The organism is Pseudomonas sp. GW821-FHT07E12 (genome assembly GCF_058986605.1).
The window spans coordinates 1-16701 of the sequence record NZ_JBYSVX010000006.1 but is presented as its reverse complement, the minus strand read 5'-3'; the positions used below and the strand labels follow the sequence as shown (position 1 = coordinate 16701).

The following is a 16701-nucleotide window of genomic DNA, read 5'->3' as shown; positions in this document are numbered from 1 at the left end:
CATCGCAGACGTGTCCGGGTGGAGCGTGGGCGCATGGTGCCATGGTGCCGGGATAGCGTTCATCAGGATCGTCATCCCCGCCTGCGCGGGGACGACGGCGATGTAGATAGCCGATTCGCATGCCCTAACGTGTGAGCGAGGCGGTGCTGGGGTCTGCGCGCCATCCATCGCCGCCGCCCAGCGCCTGGTACAGCGCGACCGTGTCCGAGTAGCGCGCGGCGCGGGCTTGCACCAGTGTCGCCTGCGCTTCCTGATAGGCCTGCCTGGACTGGAGCAGCTCGGCGCTGCCGATCGCGCCGAGCGCATGTTGTTGCTGTGCCATGTCCAGGCTATGCCGGGTTGCCGCTTCGGCCTCGCTGGCCGAGTGCAGGGCTTCCGCATCGCTGCGCAGCGCGGTGAGGGCGCCGGAGACCTCCTGGAAGCCCTGCAGCACCACGCTGCGGTACTGCGCCTGGGCCTGGTCGTAGGCGGCTTCGGCGGCGCGCTGCTGGCGGGCCAGCGCGCCGCCGTGGAACAGCGGTTGCAGCAATCCGCCGCCGGCCAGCCACAGTCCGTTGCCGGACTTGAACAACTGCGAGAACGAGGCGGCGGAACTTCCAACGTCAGCGGTCAGGGTGAAGCTGGGAAGCCGCGCGGCCTCGGCCACGCCGATCGCCGCGCTGGCCGCGTGCAGTTGCGCTTCGGCGGCGCGGATATCGGGGCGGCGTTCGACCAGTTGCGAGGGCAGCGTGAGCGGAAGCTCGGCCGGCAACTGCAGGCTGTCGAGTTGGAATGCTTCGTCCACGCCTTCGCTGGGCAGACGCCCGGCCAGGACTGCCAGCAGGTCGCGCTGTTGTTCGAGCTGCTTCTGCAGTGGCGGCAATGCCGCGCGCGTCTGCGCCAGCGTGGCTTGTTGCGCGGCAAGGTCGGTGCCGCCGGCCGCGCCGAGTGCGTGCTGGCGGCGGGTGATGTCCAGCAGGCTTTCGGCGATCGCGATCTGTTCGCGTGTGGCGTCCAGCTGCGCACGCAGCGAGGCCGCTTGAATGGCCGCATTGACCACGTTGGCGGTCAGCGACAGATACGCGGCGTCGCGCTGGAAGCGTTGCACCTCCACCTGTGCGACGGCACCTTCGACCTGGCGACGGGTCGCGCCGAACACGTCCAGCACGTAGCTGACGTTCAACTGCGCGGTGCGCAACGAGTATGGCGAGCTGCTGGTGTCCTCGGCAGATGATTGCGAGTCCTTCTGGCGGCTGGCGTTCACTTGCAGGTCGGCGCTGGGCAGGTAGGCACCGCGCTGCGCGGCCAGGGTCTGGCGTGCCTGGCGTAGCGCGGCGTCGGCGGCTTGCAGGTCTGGATTGGCGCGCAGCGCCTCGTCCACCAGCGCATCGAGCTGGGGCGAGCGGAATGCCTGCCACCACGCCGCCGGCACGTCCGCGCCGGATACGAAGCGTTGCGCGGTGCCGCCCGCGCTTTCGGACGAGACGGTCTGCGTCGGCAGCGGCGTGCGGGTGTAGCCGGTCGTGTCCGGCGCATCGGGGCGATGGAAGTCCGGGCCGACCGCGCAACCGGCCATGCCGGCTGCCACGGCCAAGGTGAGGCAGCGTACGAGCGTGTTCATGCGAGATCTCCTTGCGCGACGGCGGTGCGGGCCTGGCGCGCGGCGGCGAACCTTTCCATCAGGTAATACAGCGATGGCAGCAGCACCAGGGTCAGCACCGTCGCGGTCACCAGACCGCCCACCACCACGGTCGCGAGCGGGCGTTGCACGTCGCTGCCCAGACCGGTGGCGAGCATCGCCGGGGTCAGGCCGAGCGCGGCCACGGTGGCGGTCATCAGCACCGGCCGCATGCGGCTGACCGCGCCGGCGATCACCGCGTCGCGCAGCGGCAGGTTCTCTTCGCTGCGCAGGCGGTTGATCTGCGCCAGCATCAGCACCGCGTTGAGCACGGCCACGCCGAACAAGGCGATGAAGCCGACCGCGCTGGACACATTGAGCGTCATTCCGCGCAGGTGCAATCCGGCCAGTCCGCCGATCATCGCCAGCGGCACGGCGGCCAGCACCAGCGTCGGCTGACGCAGATTGCCGAATGCGCCGAACAGCAGCAGGAACATGATGCACAGGGTCATCGGCAGGATCACCGCCAGTCGGGTTTCGGCACGTTGCAGATTCTCGAACTGGCCGCCCCAGACGATCTGGAAGTGCTGGTGATCGACGGGGACATCGCGATCGATCCGCGCCTGCGCATCGGCAAGGAAGCTGGAAAGATCGCGGCCGCGCACGTTCAGCCGCACGATGATGTTGCGTCGTCCCATCTCGCGCACGATCACGCTTTCGCCCGAGGTGGTGCCGACCTGGGCGACCGCGGACAGCGGTATTTCCGCACCGGTCGGCGTGGTCAGTTTCAGGTTGCCGATCGCCTGCGGGCTGGCGCGGTAGCGTTCCGGGAAGCGCACGGTCAGGTCGTAGCTCTTCTCGCCGATGTACATCTGCCCGATCGGGGTGCCGCCGATGCCGGTGCTGATCAGGTCGGACACGTCGGCCGCGTTGATGCCGTAGCGTGCAGCGGCTTCACGATCGAAGCGGATCTGCAGATTGGGCAGCGGCGGCTCGACATCGACCGCGATGTCGGCCGCGCCCGGCACCTTGCCGAGCGTGGCGGCAACCTGGTTGGCGATCGTGCGCACCTGCGTGAGGTCATCGCCGAAGACCTTGACGGTCAGGTCGCTGTGCGCGCCGGACAGCTTGTCCTGCACGCCGTCGATCATCGGCTGCATCATGCTCACGGTGTAGCCGGGCATGCGCGCAAAGCGCTCGCCCAGCTTGGCGATCAGTCGCTGCTTGTCGATGCCGGCCGGCCATTGCGAATAGGGGCGCAGGCCGACGCTGGCCTCGATGTGCGAGGGGGTCCAGTAGTCGGTGCCGTCGTCGTTGCGTCCGGTCTGGGTCACCACGTAGGCGACCTCCGGGAATTCCAGCGTCGCGCGCCGCAGGGCGTTGGCCATGCCGGCGGCCTTGTCGAGAGTGATACCGGGCGGCATCTGTACCTGCAGCCACAGTGAACCCTCATCGATGTACGGCAGGAAGTCGCGGCCGATCGTGCCGCCGAGCAGCGCCAATACCACCACCGCGAGCGTGCCGACGACGACCAGCCAGCGACGCCCGCCGACGCTGGTTTCCAGCAGCCGCTGGTAGCGCCGGCCCAGCGCTTCCAGCACGCGGTTGTGGAAGATCCTGCGTGGCTTGCGGAATGCCAGCCAGGCCAGGCCAGGGATCAGCATCAGCGCCACCGCCAGAGCGCCGATCAGCGCGGCGCCCACTGCGTAGGCCATCGGCGAGAACAGCTTGTATTCGATGCGCTCGAATGCGAACAGCGGCAGGTAGGCGCAGGCGATCACCGCCATGCCGAAGAAGATCGGCCGCGCCACCTGCAGCGTGGCGTCGATCGCGTCGCGCGGGGTCAGTACGCGCTCGGCTTCTTCTTCGCGTCGGCGCAGCACGTTCTCGACCAGCACCACCGCGCCATCGACCAGGATGCCGAAATCGATCGCGCCCAGCGACAGCAGGTTGGCGGGCACCTTCAGGTGATGCATGAAGATGAAGGCGATCAGCAGCGACAGCGGGATGGTCAGCGAGACGATCGCCGCCGCGCGCGGGCTGCCCAGGAACAGCAGCAACACTACGCAGACCAGCAGCATGCCTTCGGCCAGCGTGCCCTTCACCGTGTGCAGCGTGGCGTCGATCAGCGAGGTGCGATCGAGGTAGGGGACGATCCTGACGTCCTTCGGCAGCAGGTTGCGATTGAGGTCGTCCACGGCGGCGTGGACGCCGTCCAGCGTCGCGGAAGGATTGGTGTCCTTGAGCAGCAGCACGATGCCTTCGATGGTGTCCGGATTGGCATCCTTGCCGAGCACGCCACGCCGCTCGACATTGCCGTAGCTGACGCGGCCCAGGTCCTTCACCAGCACCGGCACGCCGTTGCTGCTGCTCACCACCACGTTGCCGATATCGCTCAGCGAATGCAGCAGGCCGATGCCGCGCACCACGTAGCTCTGCTCGCCGCGATCGACGATGCTGCCGCCACCGTCGGAATTGTTGGCGTTGATCGCATTCTTGACCTGCGCCAGCGTCAATCCGTAGCGGGTCAGGCTGTCCGGTTCCAGTTCGAGCATGAACTGGGTGGTGAGCCCGCCGAAGTTGGTCACGTCGGCGACGCCGGCCACTTTCTGCAGGCGCGGGATGACGGTCCAGAACTGCAGGTCGGACAACTCGCGCAGGCTGCGCGTCTTCGATTCCAGGGTGTAACGGTAGATCTCGCCGGTCGGCGAGGTATACGGATCCAGCCCCGGCACCGCGCCATACGGCAGCGACACGTCGTTGAAGCGCTCCTGCAGGCGCTGGCGTGCGAAGTAGCCGTCGGTACCGTCGTCGAACACCACGGTGATCAGCGACAAACCGAACAGGCTGCGCGAACGCAGCACATGCAGGCCCGGCGTGCCCATCAGGGCGCGCTCGAGCGGCACGGTGATCTGCTGCTCCACTTCCTCGGCGCCGAGGCCGGGCACCTGCGTGACCACCTGTGAGGTGACGTCGGCGATGTCGGGATAGGCTTCGATCGGCAGCTGGTTCCAGCTCCATACGCCGTACAGCGCCACCAGCACGAACATCAGCCAGACGATGCCACGGCGCTGGAAGCAGGTCGTGACGATCGACTTAATCATTGAGCAGCGTCCCGTCCTTGACCACGATGCGCTCGCCGGGCTTCAGGCCCGACACGATCTCGGTAGTGCCATCCAGCGCGTTGCCGGTGCTGACGATGCGCGACACATAGGCGAACGGCGTGGTTTCCACGAACACCCGCGTGTACAGGCCGCTCTGCAGCAGCGCGGTATCGGGCACCATCAGCGCCGGGTGCGGACGTGCGATGAAACCGGCGCGCGCGAACATGCCGGGCTTGAAGCGTCCATCGCGGTTGTCCAGCGCCACCCGCACCTTGAGCGTGCGCGTGGTGGTGTCCAGCAGATCATCGATGTGCTGGACGCGCCCGTCGAAGGTCTGCCCCGGGTATGCGTCGAGCGTCACGCTCACCGGCTGTCCTTCGAATACCTGGCCGATGTCCTTCTCCGCCACGCTGGCGGTCAGCCACACGCTGGAGATATCGGCGACGGTCATCAACGGCGAGCTGGTGTCGTTCCAGTAGCCGCCCAGCGAGGCGGTCACGTCGGTGACCCGGCCGCTTATCGGCGAGCGCAGCAGGTACTGGCGATGCGAGCTGGCGCTGGCGGGGACGCCGAGCTGGGCCAGCCGGTCGGCGGCCGCGCGCGCATCGTTCTCGGTGCTGGCGAGGGTTTGTTGTGCGGCCTGGTAATCCTTCCTGGCCGCGATGTCGCCTTCGTACAGCGCCTTCTGCCGATCGAATTCCTGGCGCGCCTGGGCCAGCGCAGCGCGTGCCTTGCCATCGTCGCTGTAGGCATTGCCCAGCTCGGCCGAGTCGATCACGCACAGCACGTCCCCGGCCTTGACCGTCGCGCCCAGCGTGCGTTGCAGCGTGATCACGCGACCGGCCAGCGGTGGCACGATCCTGACCAGGCGTTCCGGCAACACCTCGATCACCGCCGGGGCCTGGATCGTCGGCGCGATCTGCACGCTGCGCACCGGCTCGACCCGCAGGCTCGAACGCAGCGGTGAACCGGCCGGCACGACTACGCGCGTGTCTTCGCGCACGAGTGCGGTGGGCGGGGTGGCGGGCGTGGCAGGTGCGCCGCAGGCGCTGAGCAGGCCGCCGGCGCAGGCGGCCACCAAGGCATTGCGAAGGACGTTGGGGAACATGGTTCGACTCGGGGGAGGGGAGGACGGGAAGCGCGAGGTGCTGCAGCGGTGCGAAAGGTGGCGCGCGGACACAGAGGCTCCTCACCCGATCAGGCGAAAGGCATCCTCCGGATCGGAGCCGGACATATGGCGGAACGGAAAGGCGGGCGAGGCCGACGGAGGGCCGCTAACAGAGCTACTGCGTGTGCGTTTGCTAGCGTGTCGAACCTTGGCGACGGCGCGCATGGTGGCACGCGGGAGGTGACCTAAACCAGCGTTTTTCCAGGCTTTTTCAGGTCCATAGACATAGCCCGGATATACCTTCGTATACCCGGCGAAGAAAGGACTGGCGGGCGCTCAAGGGAATGCCGGCGTAAAAGGACTCATCGAGAGTCAGGAAGCTTCAGCGCTCCGATGTCTCGACATGGCGAGACTGTGCCATCGATTCGGCGATGGCGATTTTCTCGGCGACGGCCTGCTCCAGGGGAGAGCCGGCTTCCAGCAGGGTCCGCAGGCGCTGCCAGGCGTTGCGCGCGCCGACGTAGTCCTTGTGCTGGAAATCGCTGATGCCGAGCAGCCACAGGCCGCGCTGGTTGTCGGGCTGCTGTGTGAGAACCCGATCCAGCATGCTGCGTGCGTCGTCGCCGATGGCGAAATCGGCGTGCTGCGCCATGTCGGCCTGGATCCAGCCGAGCATCGCCACCGTGTTGGCGGGATCGAGCCGCAGCACTTCGCCGTAGGCATCGCGCGCTGCGTCGGGACGTTTTTCCTGATCGTAAGCCTGCGCCCGGGTCATCCAGGTAGCGATCGTTCCGGCGCTGTCATCGGCTTGCGCGAGCACCGCGGTCTGCCTGGGAATGCCGTCGAGTGCGGCAGGCATGCCGAGTGCGAGGTAAAGGCCGATGGCGCTCGCAGGCAGCAGCACCATGAAGCCCAGCGCCGAAGCACGTCCGATGCGGCCGGGAACGCGGAGCAGCGGACGCAGCGGCAGGAACGTGGCCGCAGCGACCATGATCGACGCACAGAGATAGAAGGCGATTTTCACCATTCCTCCTGATCGGCCACGGCAGCGTGGCGACGCCTGCGCACGGTGATCGCCACCGTCGCCAGTCCCGCCAGCAGGAGCAGCCATGGGCCGAACCACAGCAGCCAGGTGCCGGGCTTGAGCGGCGGGTCGTAGAGCACGAAATCGGAGTAGCGATCGACCATGTAGCGCTTGATCTGCTCATCGCTGCGGCCGGCCTGTATCTGCGCGAACACCTGTTGGCGCAGATCGTGCGCGAGCCCGGCGTTGGAATCGGCCAGGGTTTCGTTCTGGCAGACCAGGCAGCGCAACTGCGCGGCAAGTTGCTGGAAACGTATCTCTTCGTTGCGATCCTTGAATGGCAATGGATCGATGGCCTGCGCCGCCAGTGGCGGTGTCACGCACAAGGCGAGGACCAGCAGCAGTGCCCGGTAGCGGTCGTTCATGGTGATGGTCCGCGCAGCGCGGCGATGGCCGGTTGCAGTTCGCGTGCGATGACGTCGGCAGTGAGCGGGCCGAGGTGTTTGTAGCGGATCGTGCCGTGGGCATCGATCAGGAAGGTTTCCGGTGCGCCGTAGACGCCGAAATCGATCGCAGTCCTGCCTTCGCGGTCGGCCACGATCAGATCGTATGGATTGCCGCGTTGATCGAGCCAGGCGGCGGCATCGGCCGGTTCGTCCTTGTAGTTGTAGCCGATCAACGCGATGCCCAGGGTCTTGCCCTGTGCCATCAGCACCGGGTGTTCCTCGGCGCAGGCCGGGCACCAGCTGCCGAACACGTTGAGCAGGTAGGGCTTGCCGAGCAGGTCGGAACGACTCACCACCTGATCCGGGCGGTCCAGACGCGGCAGCGAGAACGCCGGCGCGGATTTGTCCAGCAGCGGCGAACGCACTTCGCGCGGATCGTGGCTCTTGCTCCACCAGATGCCGAAGCCGAGCAGCGCCGCCAGCACCAGGAAGCCGAGGAAAGGCAGCAGCCGGCTCATGTTCGCGCCGCCTGCGGCGAGATCCGCACCGCACCGGTTTCGATGGGCGTGCGATCGCTGCGGAAGCGGCGCGCGCCGGCGCAGACGAATCCGCCCAGCATCATCAGCAGCCCGCCCAGCCAGATCCAGCGCACGAAGGGCTTGTAGTACAGACGCAGCGACCAGTCGCCTTCGATGCGCTCGGGGTCCATGGATTCGCCGAGGGCTACATAGAGATCGCGGGTGAATCCGGCGTCGATCGCCGATTCGGTCTGCACGCGGCCGCTGCCGTACAGGCGTTTTTGCGGATGCAGGACCGCCAGTGGCGTACCGTTGTGGCTGACCTGCACCGTGCCCTGTTCGGCCTTCCAGTTGGGGCCATCGATCTGATGCACGCCGTCGAAGCGGAAATCGTAGCCACCGATATGCGCCACCTCGCCCGGGGCCATGCGCACATCGCGTTCCAGCGAGAGGCTGCCCGACAACAGCGCACCGACGACGAACACCGCCATGCCGGAATGCGCCAGCAGCATGCCGGCCATTTCCGCCGGATAGCGCCGCCCGCGCGGCAGCTCGCGCCAGCGCTTCAACGCATACAGCAACGTGCCCGTGGCGATCCAGGCTGCGGCGGCCACGCCGGCTACTGCCTTGGCCTGGCCCTGCACGAAGTAGAGCGACACCAGCGCGCAGGCCAATGCGGCGATACCGGCGCGCACTGTGAGCGAGACCAACGTGGCCGGATCGCTCTTGCCCCAGCGCAGGTAGGGACCGAACGGCAGCACCAGCACCACCGGCAGCATCAGCAGCGGGAACAGCAGCCCGAAGTAGGGCGGACCCACCGAGATCTTGCCGAGGTCGAACGCATCGCCGATCAACGGGAACAGCGTGCCGAGCAGCACCATCGCGGTGGCGACGGTGAGCATCAGGTTGCCGACCAGCACGGCGGTTTCCCGCGACAGCGTGGCGAATGGCTTGCCGGTGGCGACCTTGGGTGCGCGCAGCGCATAGACCAGCAACGAACCGCCGATGACGATCACCAGGAAGCCGAGCATGTACAGGCCGCGACGCGGATCGGTGGCGAAGGCGTGGACGCTGGTCAGCACGCCCGAGCGCACCAGGAACGTGCCCAGCAACGACAGCGAGAAGGCGAGGATCGACAGCAGCAGCGTCCAGGCGTGCAGCGTGCCGCGCTTTTCGGTGACCGCCTGCGAGTGGATCAATGCGGCGCCGATCAGCCACGGCATGAAGCTGGCGTTCTCGACCGGATCCCAGAACCACCAGCCGCCCCAACCCAGTTCGGCATAGGCCCACCAACTGCCGGCGACGATACCGGCGGTGAGGAAGGCCCAGGCCAGATTGGTCCACGGCCGTGCGCGGCGTACCCATTCCTGCTCCGATTCGCCGCCCAGCAGTGCAGCCACGGCGAAGGCGAAGGCCACCGAGAAACCGACGTAGCCGGTGTAGAGCATCGGCGGATGGAAGGTCATGCCCGGGTCCTGCAATACCGGGTTGAGTTCGTTGCCATCCAGCGGGATGAGCGCGAGACGCTCGAACGGATTGGAGGTGAACAGCATGAAAGAGAGGAAGCCGGCCGACACCAGACCGAGCACACCCAGCACACGCGCAGCGAAGGCGTCGGGCAACGATCGCGCCGAACGCACCAGCAGCACCGTCCACAGCGCGAGCAGCGCCGCCCACAGCAGCAGTGAGCCTTCGTGGCCGCCCCACACCGCCGCGATGCGGTAGTACCAGGGCTGGGCCAGGTTGGAATTTCCGGCGACGTAACGCACGGAGAAATCGAAGCTCAGGAACGACACCGCCAACAGCGCGAATGCCAGCCAGACGAAGAGTGCCTGGCCGAGCGCTGCCGGACGCGCCATAGCCATCAGTGCCGGATGGCCACGCCAGGCGCCGATGAGTGGCAGCACGCCCTGGGTCAGGGCTAGCAGCAAGGCGAGGATCAGGGCCAGTTGGCCGAGTTCGGGGAGCATTCAGTGCCTTGCGTCGTTGAGGCCGTCATTCCCGCTTTCGCGGGAATGACGAAGTGGAGGTGATCGGTGTCCTGCACTACTGCGCCGCCCCCACCGGTTCAACCGGCACATCGTGCTTGCGGTGCGCCGCGCCCATCTTGTCGGCCACTTCCTTGGGCATGTAGGTTTCATCGTGCTTGGCCAGCACGTCCTCGGCGACGAACACCCCGTCCTGCATGCGGCCGGTGGCGATCACCGCCTGACCCTCGCGGAACAGGTCCGGCAGGATCCGGTCATAGCTCACCCGCAACTGCCCATCGCCATCGGTGACCCGGAAATGCGCCTGCAGCGAGCCGGCGGCACGCTGGAACGAACCCTTCTCGACCATGCCGCCGAGCCGGAAGCGGGCATGCGCTCCCGCCTCGCCCCGCAGCACTTCGGACGGGGTATAGAGGTAGGCGACATTGCGCTGCAGCGCCATCGCCACCAGCGTGGTGGTCAGCCCGCCGGCAAACACCAGCGCCAGCACCCACAGCAGGCGCTTGCGCCGCACCGGGTTCACCGCACCAGCTCCGCATCGCGGGGCGTGGCGGCCTTGTCGCGCTGGCGCTGGCGGCGGGTCCTGGCCTGGCGCATCGCGCGCCGGATCTGCCAGCGCGCCGCCAGGAAGTCCCAGGCCAGCACCAGCACGAACACGGCGTAGGCGGCGATCACGTAGGGCAGGTAGCTCATGCGCGCTCCTCAGCCAGCTTGCCAACCCAGTCCTTGCCGGCCTCGCGGCGCAGGTTGTCGGCGCGGGCGCGCACCAGCAGCGCACCGGCAAACCAGAACTTGGTGGCGAACACCATCAGCCACAGCGGCGCCAGCATGCTCGGGTCCATGCTCGATTCGCCGAACAGGCGGATGGTCTGGCCCTGGTGCAGCGAGTTCCACCACACCACCGAGTAGCGGATCACCGGCAGCAGCGCCACGCCGACGATCGCCAGCAGCCCGGCCGCACGCGCGGCGTTGCGGTGGTCGTCGATCACCTGATACAGGCCGATCACGCCCAGGTACAGGAACAGCAGGATCAGCTCGGTGGTCAGGCGCGGGTCCCAGTCCCACCAGGTGCCCCACATCGGCTTGCCCCAAATGCTGCCGGTCAACAAGGTGATGAGGGTGAAAGCAGCGCCGATCGGCGCACAGGCCATCGCCAGGATCTCGCACAGCTTGATCCGCCAGATCAGCGCGATCGCTGCGTACAGCGCCATCAGCCCGAACACGAACAGGCTCATCCAGGCACTGGGCACGTGGATGTAGAGGATGCGGAAGCTGTCGCCCTGCTGGTAATCGGCCGGCACCACGAACAGCGCCTGCCACAGGCCGAACCCGAACAGCACCAGCGCGGCCGTATAGCACCAGGGCGCCCAGCGCCTGGCGAAGCGGTCGAAGTGCGGGGGCGAGCCGAGTTGGTGGAGCGTGCGGACGATCCACGCGCTCATGGCTGCACCGTTCTCGACGCAGGTTTTCCAGTGGTCGAATTCAACGCTTCCACGGCGGCTTCCGCGTTGACTTGCAGCGTGCCTTCGGACGGCTTGCGGGTCTTCAGCATGAGCGCCTGCACGCTGCGCGCGTCCAGCTCCGGGGCGAGCGAGACCAGCAGGGCGGCCACGCCGCTGACGTGCGCGGCAGCCATCGACGAGCCGGAGCTGAAGTCGTAGCCGCCGCCGGGTTGGGTGGTCAGGATGTCGTCGCCAGGTGCGTCGAGTATGCCGGCGGGCGCGCTGGTGCTGCGGCTGGCGCGCACGGCGATCACGCCCGGGGTATCGGTCGGAAAGCCGGCGAGGCGGCCGTCCGGCGGCAGTGCCGCGACCACGATGCGGCCCTGGTCCAGCAGTTGCCCGAGCAGCCGACGCAGCAGCGGATCGGTGGGGCCGCCCAGGCTCAGGTTGATGATGCGCGCGCGGCTGTCGGAGACCGCCACCAGCGCCTTGGCCAGGGTGAAGGAATTGCAGCGTGCGCCGGCATCGGCCTGGGCCGGATACCAGCACGCCTTGTAGATGCTGAGCATGGCCTTGGGCGCGATGCCGGCGATGCCGAGATGGTTGTTGCTGTTGGCGGCGATGATTCCGGCCACTTCGGTGCCGTGCGCTTCGCGATCGAAGGTCGGGGACATCTGCGCATCGACCAGGTCGTGCGCGCCGCGGATGCGCCCGCGCAGGTCCGGATGCGTGATGTCTGCGCCGGTGTCGACGATGGCGACTTCCACGCCCTGGCCCTGCGTGTGGGTCTGCGCGTCAGCGGCATCGGTGGCGATGAAGCCGCGCTGCAGGTCGATGTAGGGATCGTTGTAGCGCGCTGCCGGCGCGGTTGGTTTCTCGTCGACGGGGCTCGACGCATACACGGCGAAATCCTGCAGCGGCTGCGCCAGCTGCACGCGATCGTCCGCGGCCAGCGCGGCGAGCAGTTCATCGCGCGACACGCCGGGCGGCGGCCGCAGCACCGCGCAATACAGGCCGAGCGGCTTGATCGGCCACGCTGCCATTTCGCTCAGGCCGTAACGGCGCTTGAGCGCCTCGAGCGCGGAGACGGCCTGCCTGCCGGCGCCGTAAGGCTTGGCCGAGGCATAGCCGAGCACGTTGGAGCCGGCGCGTACCGGCACCGCCACCAGTGGGTTGTCCACTGCGAGCACGATGTCGCGCTGGCTGTCCAGGGCAGCGGCCTGTGCGGGCGGGTCCGCAGGGGACTGCGCCTGCGCGCTTCCGGCATGCAGGCTCGCTGCCAGCCCGAGGCCGGCGGCGAGCAGTGAGGCGAGGCCGCGCTTCATGGTGCCGCGGCGATCGGTTCCGCCAGACGCACGCCCGGGGCGGCGCGCAGCCGTTGTACGGCCTGCGCGGTCGGTACGGCGGTTGCGGCCGGGGAAGGGGCGAGCACATAGGCGCCCATACCGTTGGGGCCGCCCACTACCTGCAGCTGCAGCGAGTGCAGCAAGGTGTCCCAATCGGCCAGCGCCATCTTCGGATCGGGCACGACCCGGATCGTGCCGGCCACGGTGGACGTGGGCGCATCGCTGAGCGTGCGGTAGTTCTGGGGCTGGCTGGAGGTGGTCAGCCGCGAGCCGAGTACGCCCAGGCCGATGGCCTGGACCAGCACCGCGGCGGCCAGCACTTTGACCACCCAGGTGCCGTTGGCGCGTGCACGTGCCGGCAGCGGTTGTGGTCGCGAATCCGGGAGGTCCAACTGCCCGAGCAGGCGTTGCAGGCCCGCCTCGGCATCGACGCGCACGTCGGCCGGCAGCGCCATGGCCTGACGCAGCCGGGTCTGCTGGGCGAACTCGGTGCTGCAGGCCGGGCACTGCGCCAGGTGATGATGCAGCCAGTCGTTCTGTTCCTCGCTGGCGCTGCCCTGCAGCACCCAAGGCATCAATTCCCAGGCATGCGAGCATTCCTGGCCGGGCTTTGTGAAGAAGGTCGTCATGACAGCTTCTCCGTGAGAGTGGGATCGCCGCCGGCCAGGGCCGGCAGTACGTTGCGGAGCTTGACCCGCGCATGGAACAGCCGGGCTTTTATCGTGCCGACCGGGCAATCCATGATCGCCGCGATGTCCTCCAGCTTGTAGCCGACGCCGTAGACCAGCTCGACGACGACGCGCTGGTCCCGCGACAGGCGTTCGAGCCCTTTGCTCAGCCAGTCGCGCAGCTCGCGGTCTTCGTCCGGGTGCTCGACGGGGAAGCGATCTTCGGCCACCTCGTCCTCGTCGACCGGATCGCCGCCGTGCTGGCGCAGCGCTTTCAGGCCGCAGCGGTAGGCGATGCCCATGATCCAGGTGGAGACCTGGGAATCGCCGCGAAAGCTGCTCGCCTTCTGCCAGACCACCCAGAAGCAGTCGTTGATGACTTCCTCGATGATGTCCGGGCGGCGGGTCAGGCGCGACAGGAAGCGGCACAGTCGGCCGTGGTAGTTCCGGTACAGCACCGCCAGCGCGTCACGATCGCCCGCGGCCATGCGTTGCAGCAGCATGCGGTCGGTGGCGTCACCCAGGGCATCAGTGTCATTCATGGCGGGAAGGCGGCTGCGGTTACCCGGTAAGTGCTGTCTTCGGGGCAAAAGGTTGCATGCCGGCTCAGAACGCCCGTGAAAGCATGGCGGCCCAGGGCGATACGCGCGGGCCGTCCCAGGGCCGCGGGGCGCCGTCGGTGACCATCCGGTCGACCTCGAACGTCCAGTTGCCCTGGCTCCACACCAGCCCCGCATGGCCGTAGCGGTAGCCGACCACGCGATCGTCGGGCTCGGTATAGGTCGGCGACCGCGCCGCGCCGAGGCCCGCCGACAGCGCCAGCTGCTTCGTCAGCGGATAGCGCACGATCAGGTCCGCCGCCGGGTACAGCCGCTCGCCGCCGGGCAGGCGGGAGGCCGACACGGTCAGCGAAAGCATGTCCTGGTAGGTCCATCCCAGGCTGGCCTCGGTGCGCGTGTAGCGCCACAGGCCCTGGTCGATGGCGTAGTGGGAACGGGCCAGGCCGGCCTGCATCTGCCAGCGGTCGGAGAGCGTCCAGTAGCGGGTGATGGCGGCGCTCGATTGCAGCAGCGGCGCGGGCGAGCGGGTCTCGGCGGCACCGGACAGGCTCAGTGACCAGCCCGTGGCCGGTATCCAGAACACCGAACCCTGCACCACCGGGGTGGCGGACGTCATCGCGATGCCGCGATCGACCAGTTGCGTGTTGATCGCGACCGCCCCACCCAGGCTCGCGGCGGTGGCCGGCAGGGCGATGCAGCCTGCCGCCGCCAGCGCCAGCCAGCGGCCTTCACCGACCCGGCGCCTTGCCGAAAAGGCGCCTACCCGCACAGGAACCCGATACACGAGGGAGAACGCACAGGCGAGGCCGGACAGGACATTACGCAGGATCCGCAGCCAAAGGGAGGGGGAATTCGCACCTCCCCCGACTGGCCGGAGGCGTGCGTCGAATATAGCAATCGCTCTTTGCGGTGCATGAGGCGCCGGGTTCCCGCCTTCGCGGGGACGAGGACAGCTCTGTTGCGGGGGGCGCTCTAGGACACGCCTTAATGCTGCGTGCCGAGATAGGCGATGACCGCGTCCACCTGGGCCGGATCGAGTCCTTCGTATTCCATCTTGGTCCCGGGCAGCGCCTTGTCCGCCGCTTGCGACAGGTAGCGGCGCAGGGTGGCTTCGTTCCAGGTCCAGCGCGCCTGGGTCATGGCATCGGAATATTTGTAACCGGGCACGCTCGCGGACGGGCGGTCGAGTACGCCGAACAGCGTGGGACCGCGCTTGTTCTTGCCCGGCGCCACGCTGTGGCACTCGGCGCATTCGGACATGAAGACGCCGGCGCCGCGCTCGGCGGCGTGGGCAGTGGCGGGTGCCAACGCGCTGCTCAGCAGGGCGCCGGCGATGGCAACGCTCGACAGCAGGGGGGAGGAACGGAAGGGCATCGCGTTGGGCTCTCGAAAGGGGATCAGAAGGCCAGGCTCAGGGCGACCTGGAACTGGTTGAAGTCGCGCGCATTGACCGCCGGCAACGTGCCGAACAGATCATCGGACACGCCGTTGAACCGGCTGAAGCGGAACCAGGTGGCGGACAGGCGCATGTTGGCGATCGAGGTCAGCCCGCCGTCCTTGCCGAACGGTGTCCAGTAAGCGCTGATCAGGTTGGTGGTGGTATCCGGCACGCCGTAGGGCACATAGCGCGCCGGGTCGGCCGAACCGGTGTTGATCATGTGCGCCAGCAGCACGCCGTAGCTCTGCTGGAAGGTGTAGTTCAGGCTGAGGGTCTGGTCGCGGACCGAGCCGCGCCGGAACGGAGTCAGTGCCGGGTTCAATGCACCGGCAATCAGCGGATCGCCATAGCGCCGGCGTTCGTAGATGTTGACGTAGCCCAGGCTCAGCATGTGCTCGCGACTACCGAGCAACTGATAGCTGAGGTCGTAGCCGAGGTCGGTGAACTCGTTGGTGGGACCGGTGTTGCGTGGGCGCTGCTGCCTGGTGTTCAGCGCGGTGACGCCGACGGAGAAGAACTGGCTGCGGAGGTCGCGCATGTAGGCCAGGCGCATGTAACGGGTGCCGCTGAGCTTGCCGGGATCGCCGGAGACGGGATAGCCGAAGCGGTCCTGCAGCGAGGTCGGCATGCTGCGGTAAGTGCCGAGTTCGCCGTACCAGTTGCGGTCGTAGACGCCGTACAGGCTGGTGCCGAGCGTGCGTCGCGACAGCGAGGACGAGTTGAGGATCGAGGTCGAGGTGCCATAGGCCGAAGCCGGGCCCAGCGTCGAGGCGGCCGGCAGAATGCCGATCGGATCCTGCGCGCCCGGGTTGTTGTTGACGGTGACGCCGACCATCGCATCCTTGCCGCCGATCTTGAACTTGCCGGTGACGAAGCGCAGGTCCATCTCGGTAAGACGCGTGTCGAACTTATCGTTGCCGGTGTTGTTGGAGGCCACCTTGATGTAACCGCCGACGTGGTCGGAGACGCGACCGGCCAGATACAGATCGGCTTCGGTCAGCTGGGTGGTGGCCTTGCCAGTCTCCGGGATCGAACGCGCACCGGTGACCTGACCGGCGACGGGAATCTTCAGGCCGTTGCCGTCGCTGTCGGTGTAGCCGTTGAGCTTGAAGCGCATGCCATACGGGGTCAGCGACGGGCCGTAGCTGGCGGCATGGCAGTCCGCGCATGACGAACCGGTCTGGCGCGCGAACGACGGCACCGCCTGCGCGTGCGGACTGGCCAGCAGCATCAGCAGACCGACCATCCAGCCCAATGCAAGCAGAGGCAGCGCGCCCGAACGAACGGGTGGAGAGGAGGCGTGACGGGAAGAGGCTGGCGGCATGGCAGTTCCTGGCTCGTGTCGTTGCAGCGGGCGGTGGGAGATGGATGAAAACGAGCGCGCTGTGGGAGGGACTCTGGGTGGCCTCGGGCCATCAGTCCCGACGGGCTTTATCGGCAAAGCGTCGGGACTGATGGCCCG

At 67.7% G+C, this 16701-nt stretch carries 16 protein-coding genes; all 16 read right to left on the bottom strand.

The window, feature by feature from the left end:
- Positions 1-124: 124 nt before the first annotated feature.
- Positions 125-1600 carry an efflux transporter outer membrane subunit gene (locus AC3WJE_RS05625; RefSeq protein ID WP_493729800.1) on the bottom strand — a complete coding sequence of 492 codons (1476 nt, stop codon included), beginning with the start codon at positions 1598-1600 and terminating at the stop codon, positions 125-127.
- Positions 1597-4701, bottom strand: coding sequence for an efflux RND transporter permease subunit (locus AC3WJE_RS05620; RefSeq protein ID WP_493729799.1), 3105 nt, complete (start codon positions 4699-4701; stop codon positions 1597-1599). The genes AC3WJE_RS05625 and AC3WJE_RS05620 overlap by 4 nt, the downstream gene beginning before the upstream one ends.
- The gene (locus AC3WJE_RS05615) at positions 4694-5809 is read right to left on the bottom strand and encodes an efflux RND transporter periplasmic adaptor subunit (protein WP_493729798.1); all 1116 of its coding nucleotides are present in this window, start codon (positions 5807-5809) and stop codon (positions 4694-4696) included. The genes AC3WJE_RS05620 and AC3WJE_RS05615 overlap by 8 nt, the downstream gene beginning before the upstream one ends.
- Positions 5810-6191: 382 nt before the next feature.
- On the bottom strand, positions 6192-6833 hold the full coding sequence (locus AC3WJE_RS05610; RefSeq protein ID WP_493729797.1) for a tetratricopeptide repeat protein: 642 nt from the start codon (positions 6831-6833) through the stop codon (positions 6192-6194).
- A complete protein-coding gene (locus AC3WJE_RS05605; RefSeq protein ID WP_493729796.1) occupies positions 6830-7258 on the bottom strand; it encodes a cytochrome c-type biogenesis protein in 429 nt (142 codons plus the stop codon). The genes AC3WJE_RS05610 and AC3WJE_RS05605 overlap by 4 nt, the downstream gene beginning before the upstream one ends.
- Positions 7255-7797 (bottom strand): DsbE family thiol:disulfide interchange protein, encoded by a 543-nt coding sequence (locus AC3WJE_RS05600; RefSeq protein ID WP_493729795.1) that lies wholly within the window; start codon positions 7795-7797, stop codon positions 7255-7257. The genes AC3WJE_RS05605 and AC3WJE_RS05600 overlap by 4 nt, the downstream gene beginning before the upstream one ends.
- On the bottom strand, positions 7794-9767 hold the full coding sequence (locus tag AC3WJE_RS05595) for a heme lyase CcmF/NrfE family subunit (RefSeq protein ID WP_493729794.1): 1974 nt from the start codon (positions 9765-9767) through the stop codon (positions 7794-7796). The genes AC3WJE_RS05600 and AC3WJE_RS05595 overlap by 4 nt, the downstream gene beginning before the upstream one ends.
- Before the next feature lie 76 nt (positions 9768-9843).
- Complete coding sequence (ccmE, locus tag AC3WJE_RS05590) at positions 9844-10308, bottom strand: cytochrome c maturation protein CcmE (RefSeq protein WP_493729793.1); 465 nt, start codon at positions 10306-10308, stop codon at positions 9844-9846.
- Complete coding sequence (ccmD, locus tag AC3WJE_RS05585; RefSeq protein WP_493729792.1) at positions 10305-10478, bottom strand: heme exporter protein CcmD; 174 nt, start codon at positions 10476-10478, stop codon at positions 10305-10307. The genes ccmE and ccmD overlap by 4 nt, the downstream gene beginning before the upstream one ends.
- Positions 10475-11227 (bottom strand): heme ABC transporter permease, encoded by a 753-nt coding sequence (locus AC3WJE_RS05580; protein ID WP_493729791.1) that lies wholly within the window; start codon positions 11225-11227, stop codon positions 10475-10477. The genes ccmD and AC3WJE_RS05580 overlap by 4 nt, the downstream gene beginning before the upstream one ends.
- Positions 11224-12552, bottom strand: a complete 1329-nt coding sequence (locus AC3WJE_RS05575; RefSeq protein ID WP_493729790.1) for a S8 family peptidase — start codon at positions 12550-12552, stop codon at positions 11224-11226. The genes AC3WJE_RS05580 and AC3WJE_RS05575 overlap by 4 nt, the downstream gene beginning before the upstream one ends.
- On the bottom strand, positions 12549-13202 hold the full coding sequence (locus AC3WJE_RS05570) for an anti-sigma factor family protein (protein ID WP_493729789.1): 654 nt from the start codon (positions 13200-13202) through the stop codon (positions 12549-12551). The genes AC3WJE_RS05575 and AC3WJE_RS05570 overlap by 4 nt, the downstream gene beginning before the upstream one ends.
- Positions 13199-13744, bottom strand: coding sequence for an RNA polymerase sigma factor (locus tag AC3WJE_RS05565; protein ID WP_493729788.1), 546 nt, complete (start codon positions 13742-13744; stop codon positions 13199-13201). The genes AC3WJE_RS05570 and AC3WJE_RS05565 overlap by 4 nt, the downstream gene beginning before the upstream one ends.
- Positions 13745-13847: 103 nt before the next feature.
- Positions 13848-14585, bottom strand: coding sequence for a hypothetical protein (locus AC3WJE_RS05560; protein ID WP_493729787.1), 738 nt, complete (start codon positions 14583-14585; stop codon positions 13848-13850).
- A gap of 200 nt (positions 14586-14785) precedes the next feature.
- Positions 14786-15175 carry a c-type cytochrome gene (locus AC3WJE_RS05555; protein ID WP_493729786.1) on the bottom strand — a complete coding sequence of 130 codons (390 nt, stop codon included), beginning with the start codon at positions 15173-15175 and terminating at the stop codon, positions 14786-14788.
- A gap of 23 nt (positions 15176-15198) precedes the next feature.
- Positions 15199-16563, bottom strand: coding sequence for a hypothetical protein (locus AC3WJE_RS05550; RefSeq protein WP_493729785.1), 1365 nt, complete (start codon positions 16561-16563; stop codon positions 15199-15201).
- Between the last annotated feature and the right edge of the window lie 138 nt (positions 16564-16701).

Excerpts from the sequence above, each read along its gene's own strand:
- AC3WJE_RS05570 (WP_493729789.1), bottom strand. The coding sequence starts at position 13,202 with ATGACGACCTTCTTCACAAAGCCCGGCCAGGAATGCTCGCATGCCTGG.
- AC3WJE_RS05625 (WP_493729800.1), bottom strand. The coding sequence starts at position 1,600 with ATGAACACGCTCGTACGCTGCCTCACCTTGGCCGTGGCAGCCGGCATG.
- AC3WJE_RS05600 (WP_493729795.1), bottom strand. The coding sequence starts at position 7,797 with ATGAGCCGGCTGCTGCCTTTCCTCGGCTTCCTGGTGCTGGCGGCGCTG.
- ccmD (WP_493729792.1), bottom strand. The coding sequence starts at position 10,478 with ATGAGCTACCTGCCCTACGTGATCGCCGCCTACGCCGTGTTCGTGCTG.
- AC3WJE_RS05550 (WP_493729785.1), bottom strand. The coding sequence starts at position 16,563 with ATGCCGCCAGCCTCTTCCCGTCACGCCTCCTCTCCACCCGTTCGTTCG.
- AC3WJE_RS05595 (WP_493729794.1), bottom strand. The coding sequence starts at position 9,767 with ATGCTCCCCGAACTCGGCCAACTGGCCCTGATCCTCGCCTTGCTGCTA.
- AC3WJE_RS05605 (WP_493729796.1), bottom strand. The coding sequence starts at position 7,258 with ATGAACGACCGCTACCGGGCACTGCTGCTGGTCCTCGCCTTGTGCGTG.
- AC3WJE_RS05580 (WP_493729791.1), bottom strand. The coding sequence starts at position 11,227 with ATGAGCGCGTGGATCGTCCGCACGCTCCACCAACTCGGCTCGCCCCCG.
- AC3WJE_RS05555 (WP_493729786.1), bottom strand. The coding sequence starts at position 15,175 with ATGCCCTTCCGTTCCTCCCCCCTGCTGTCGAGCGTTGCCATCGCCGGC.
- AC3WJE_RS05575 (WP_493729790.1), bottom strand. The coding sequence starts at position 12,552 with ATGAAGCGCGGCCTCGCCTCACTGCTCGCCGCCGGCCTCGGGCTGGCA.
- AC3WJE_RS05615 (WP_493729798.1), bottom strand. The coding sequence starts at position 5,809 with ATGTTCCCCAACGTCCTTCGCAATGCCTTGGTGGCCGCCTGCGCCGGC.
- AC3WJE_RS05620 (WP_493729799.1), bottom strand. The coding sequence starts at position 4,701 with ATGATTAAGTCGATCGTCACGACCTGCTTCCAGCGCCGTGGCATCGTC.
- AC3WJE_RS05565 (WP_493729788.1), bottom strand. The coding sequence starts at position 13,744 with ATGCTGCTGCAACGCATGGCCGCGGGCGATCGTGACGCGCTGGCGGTG.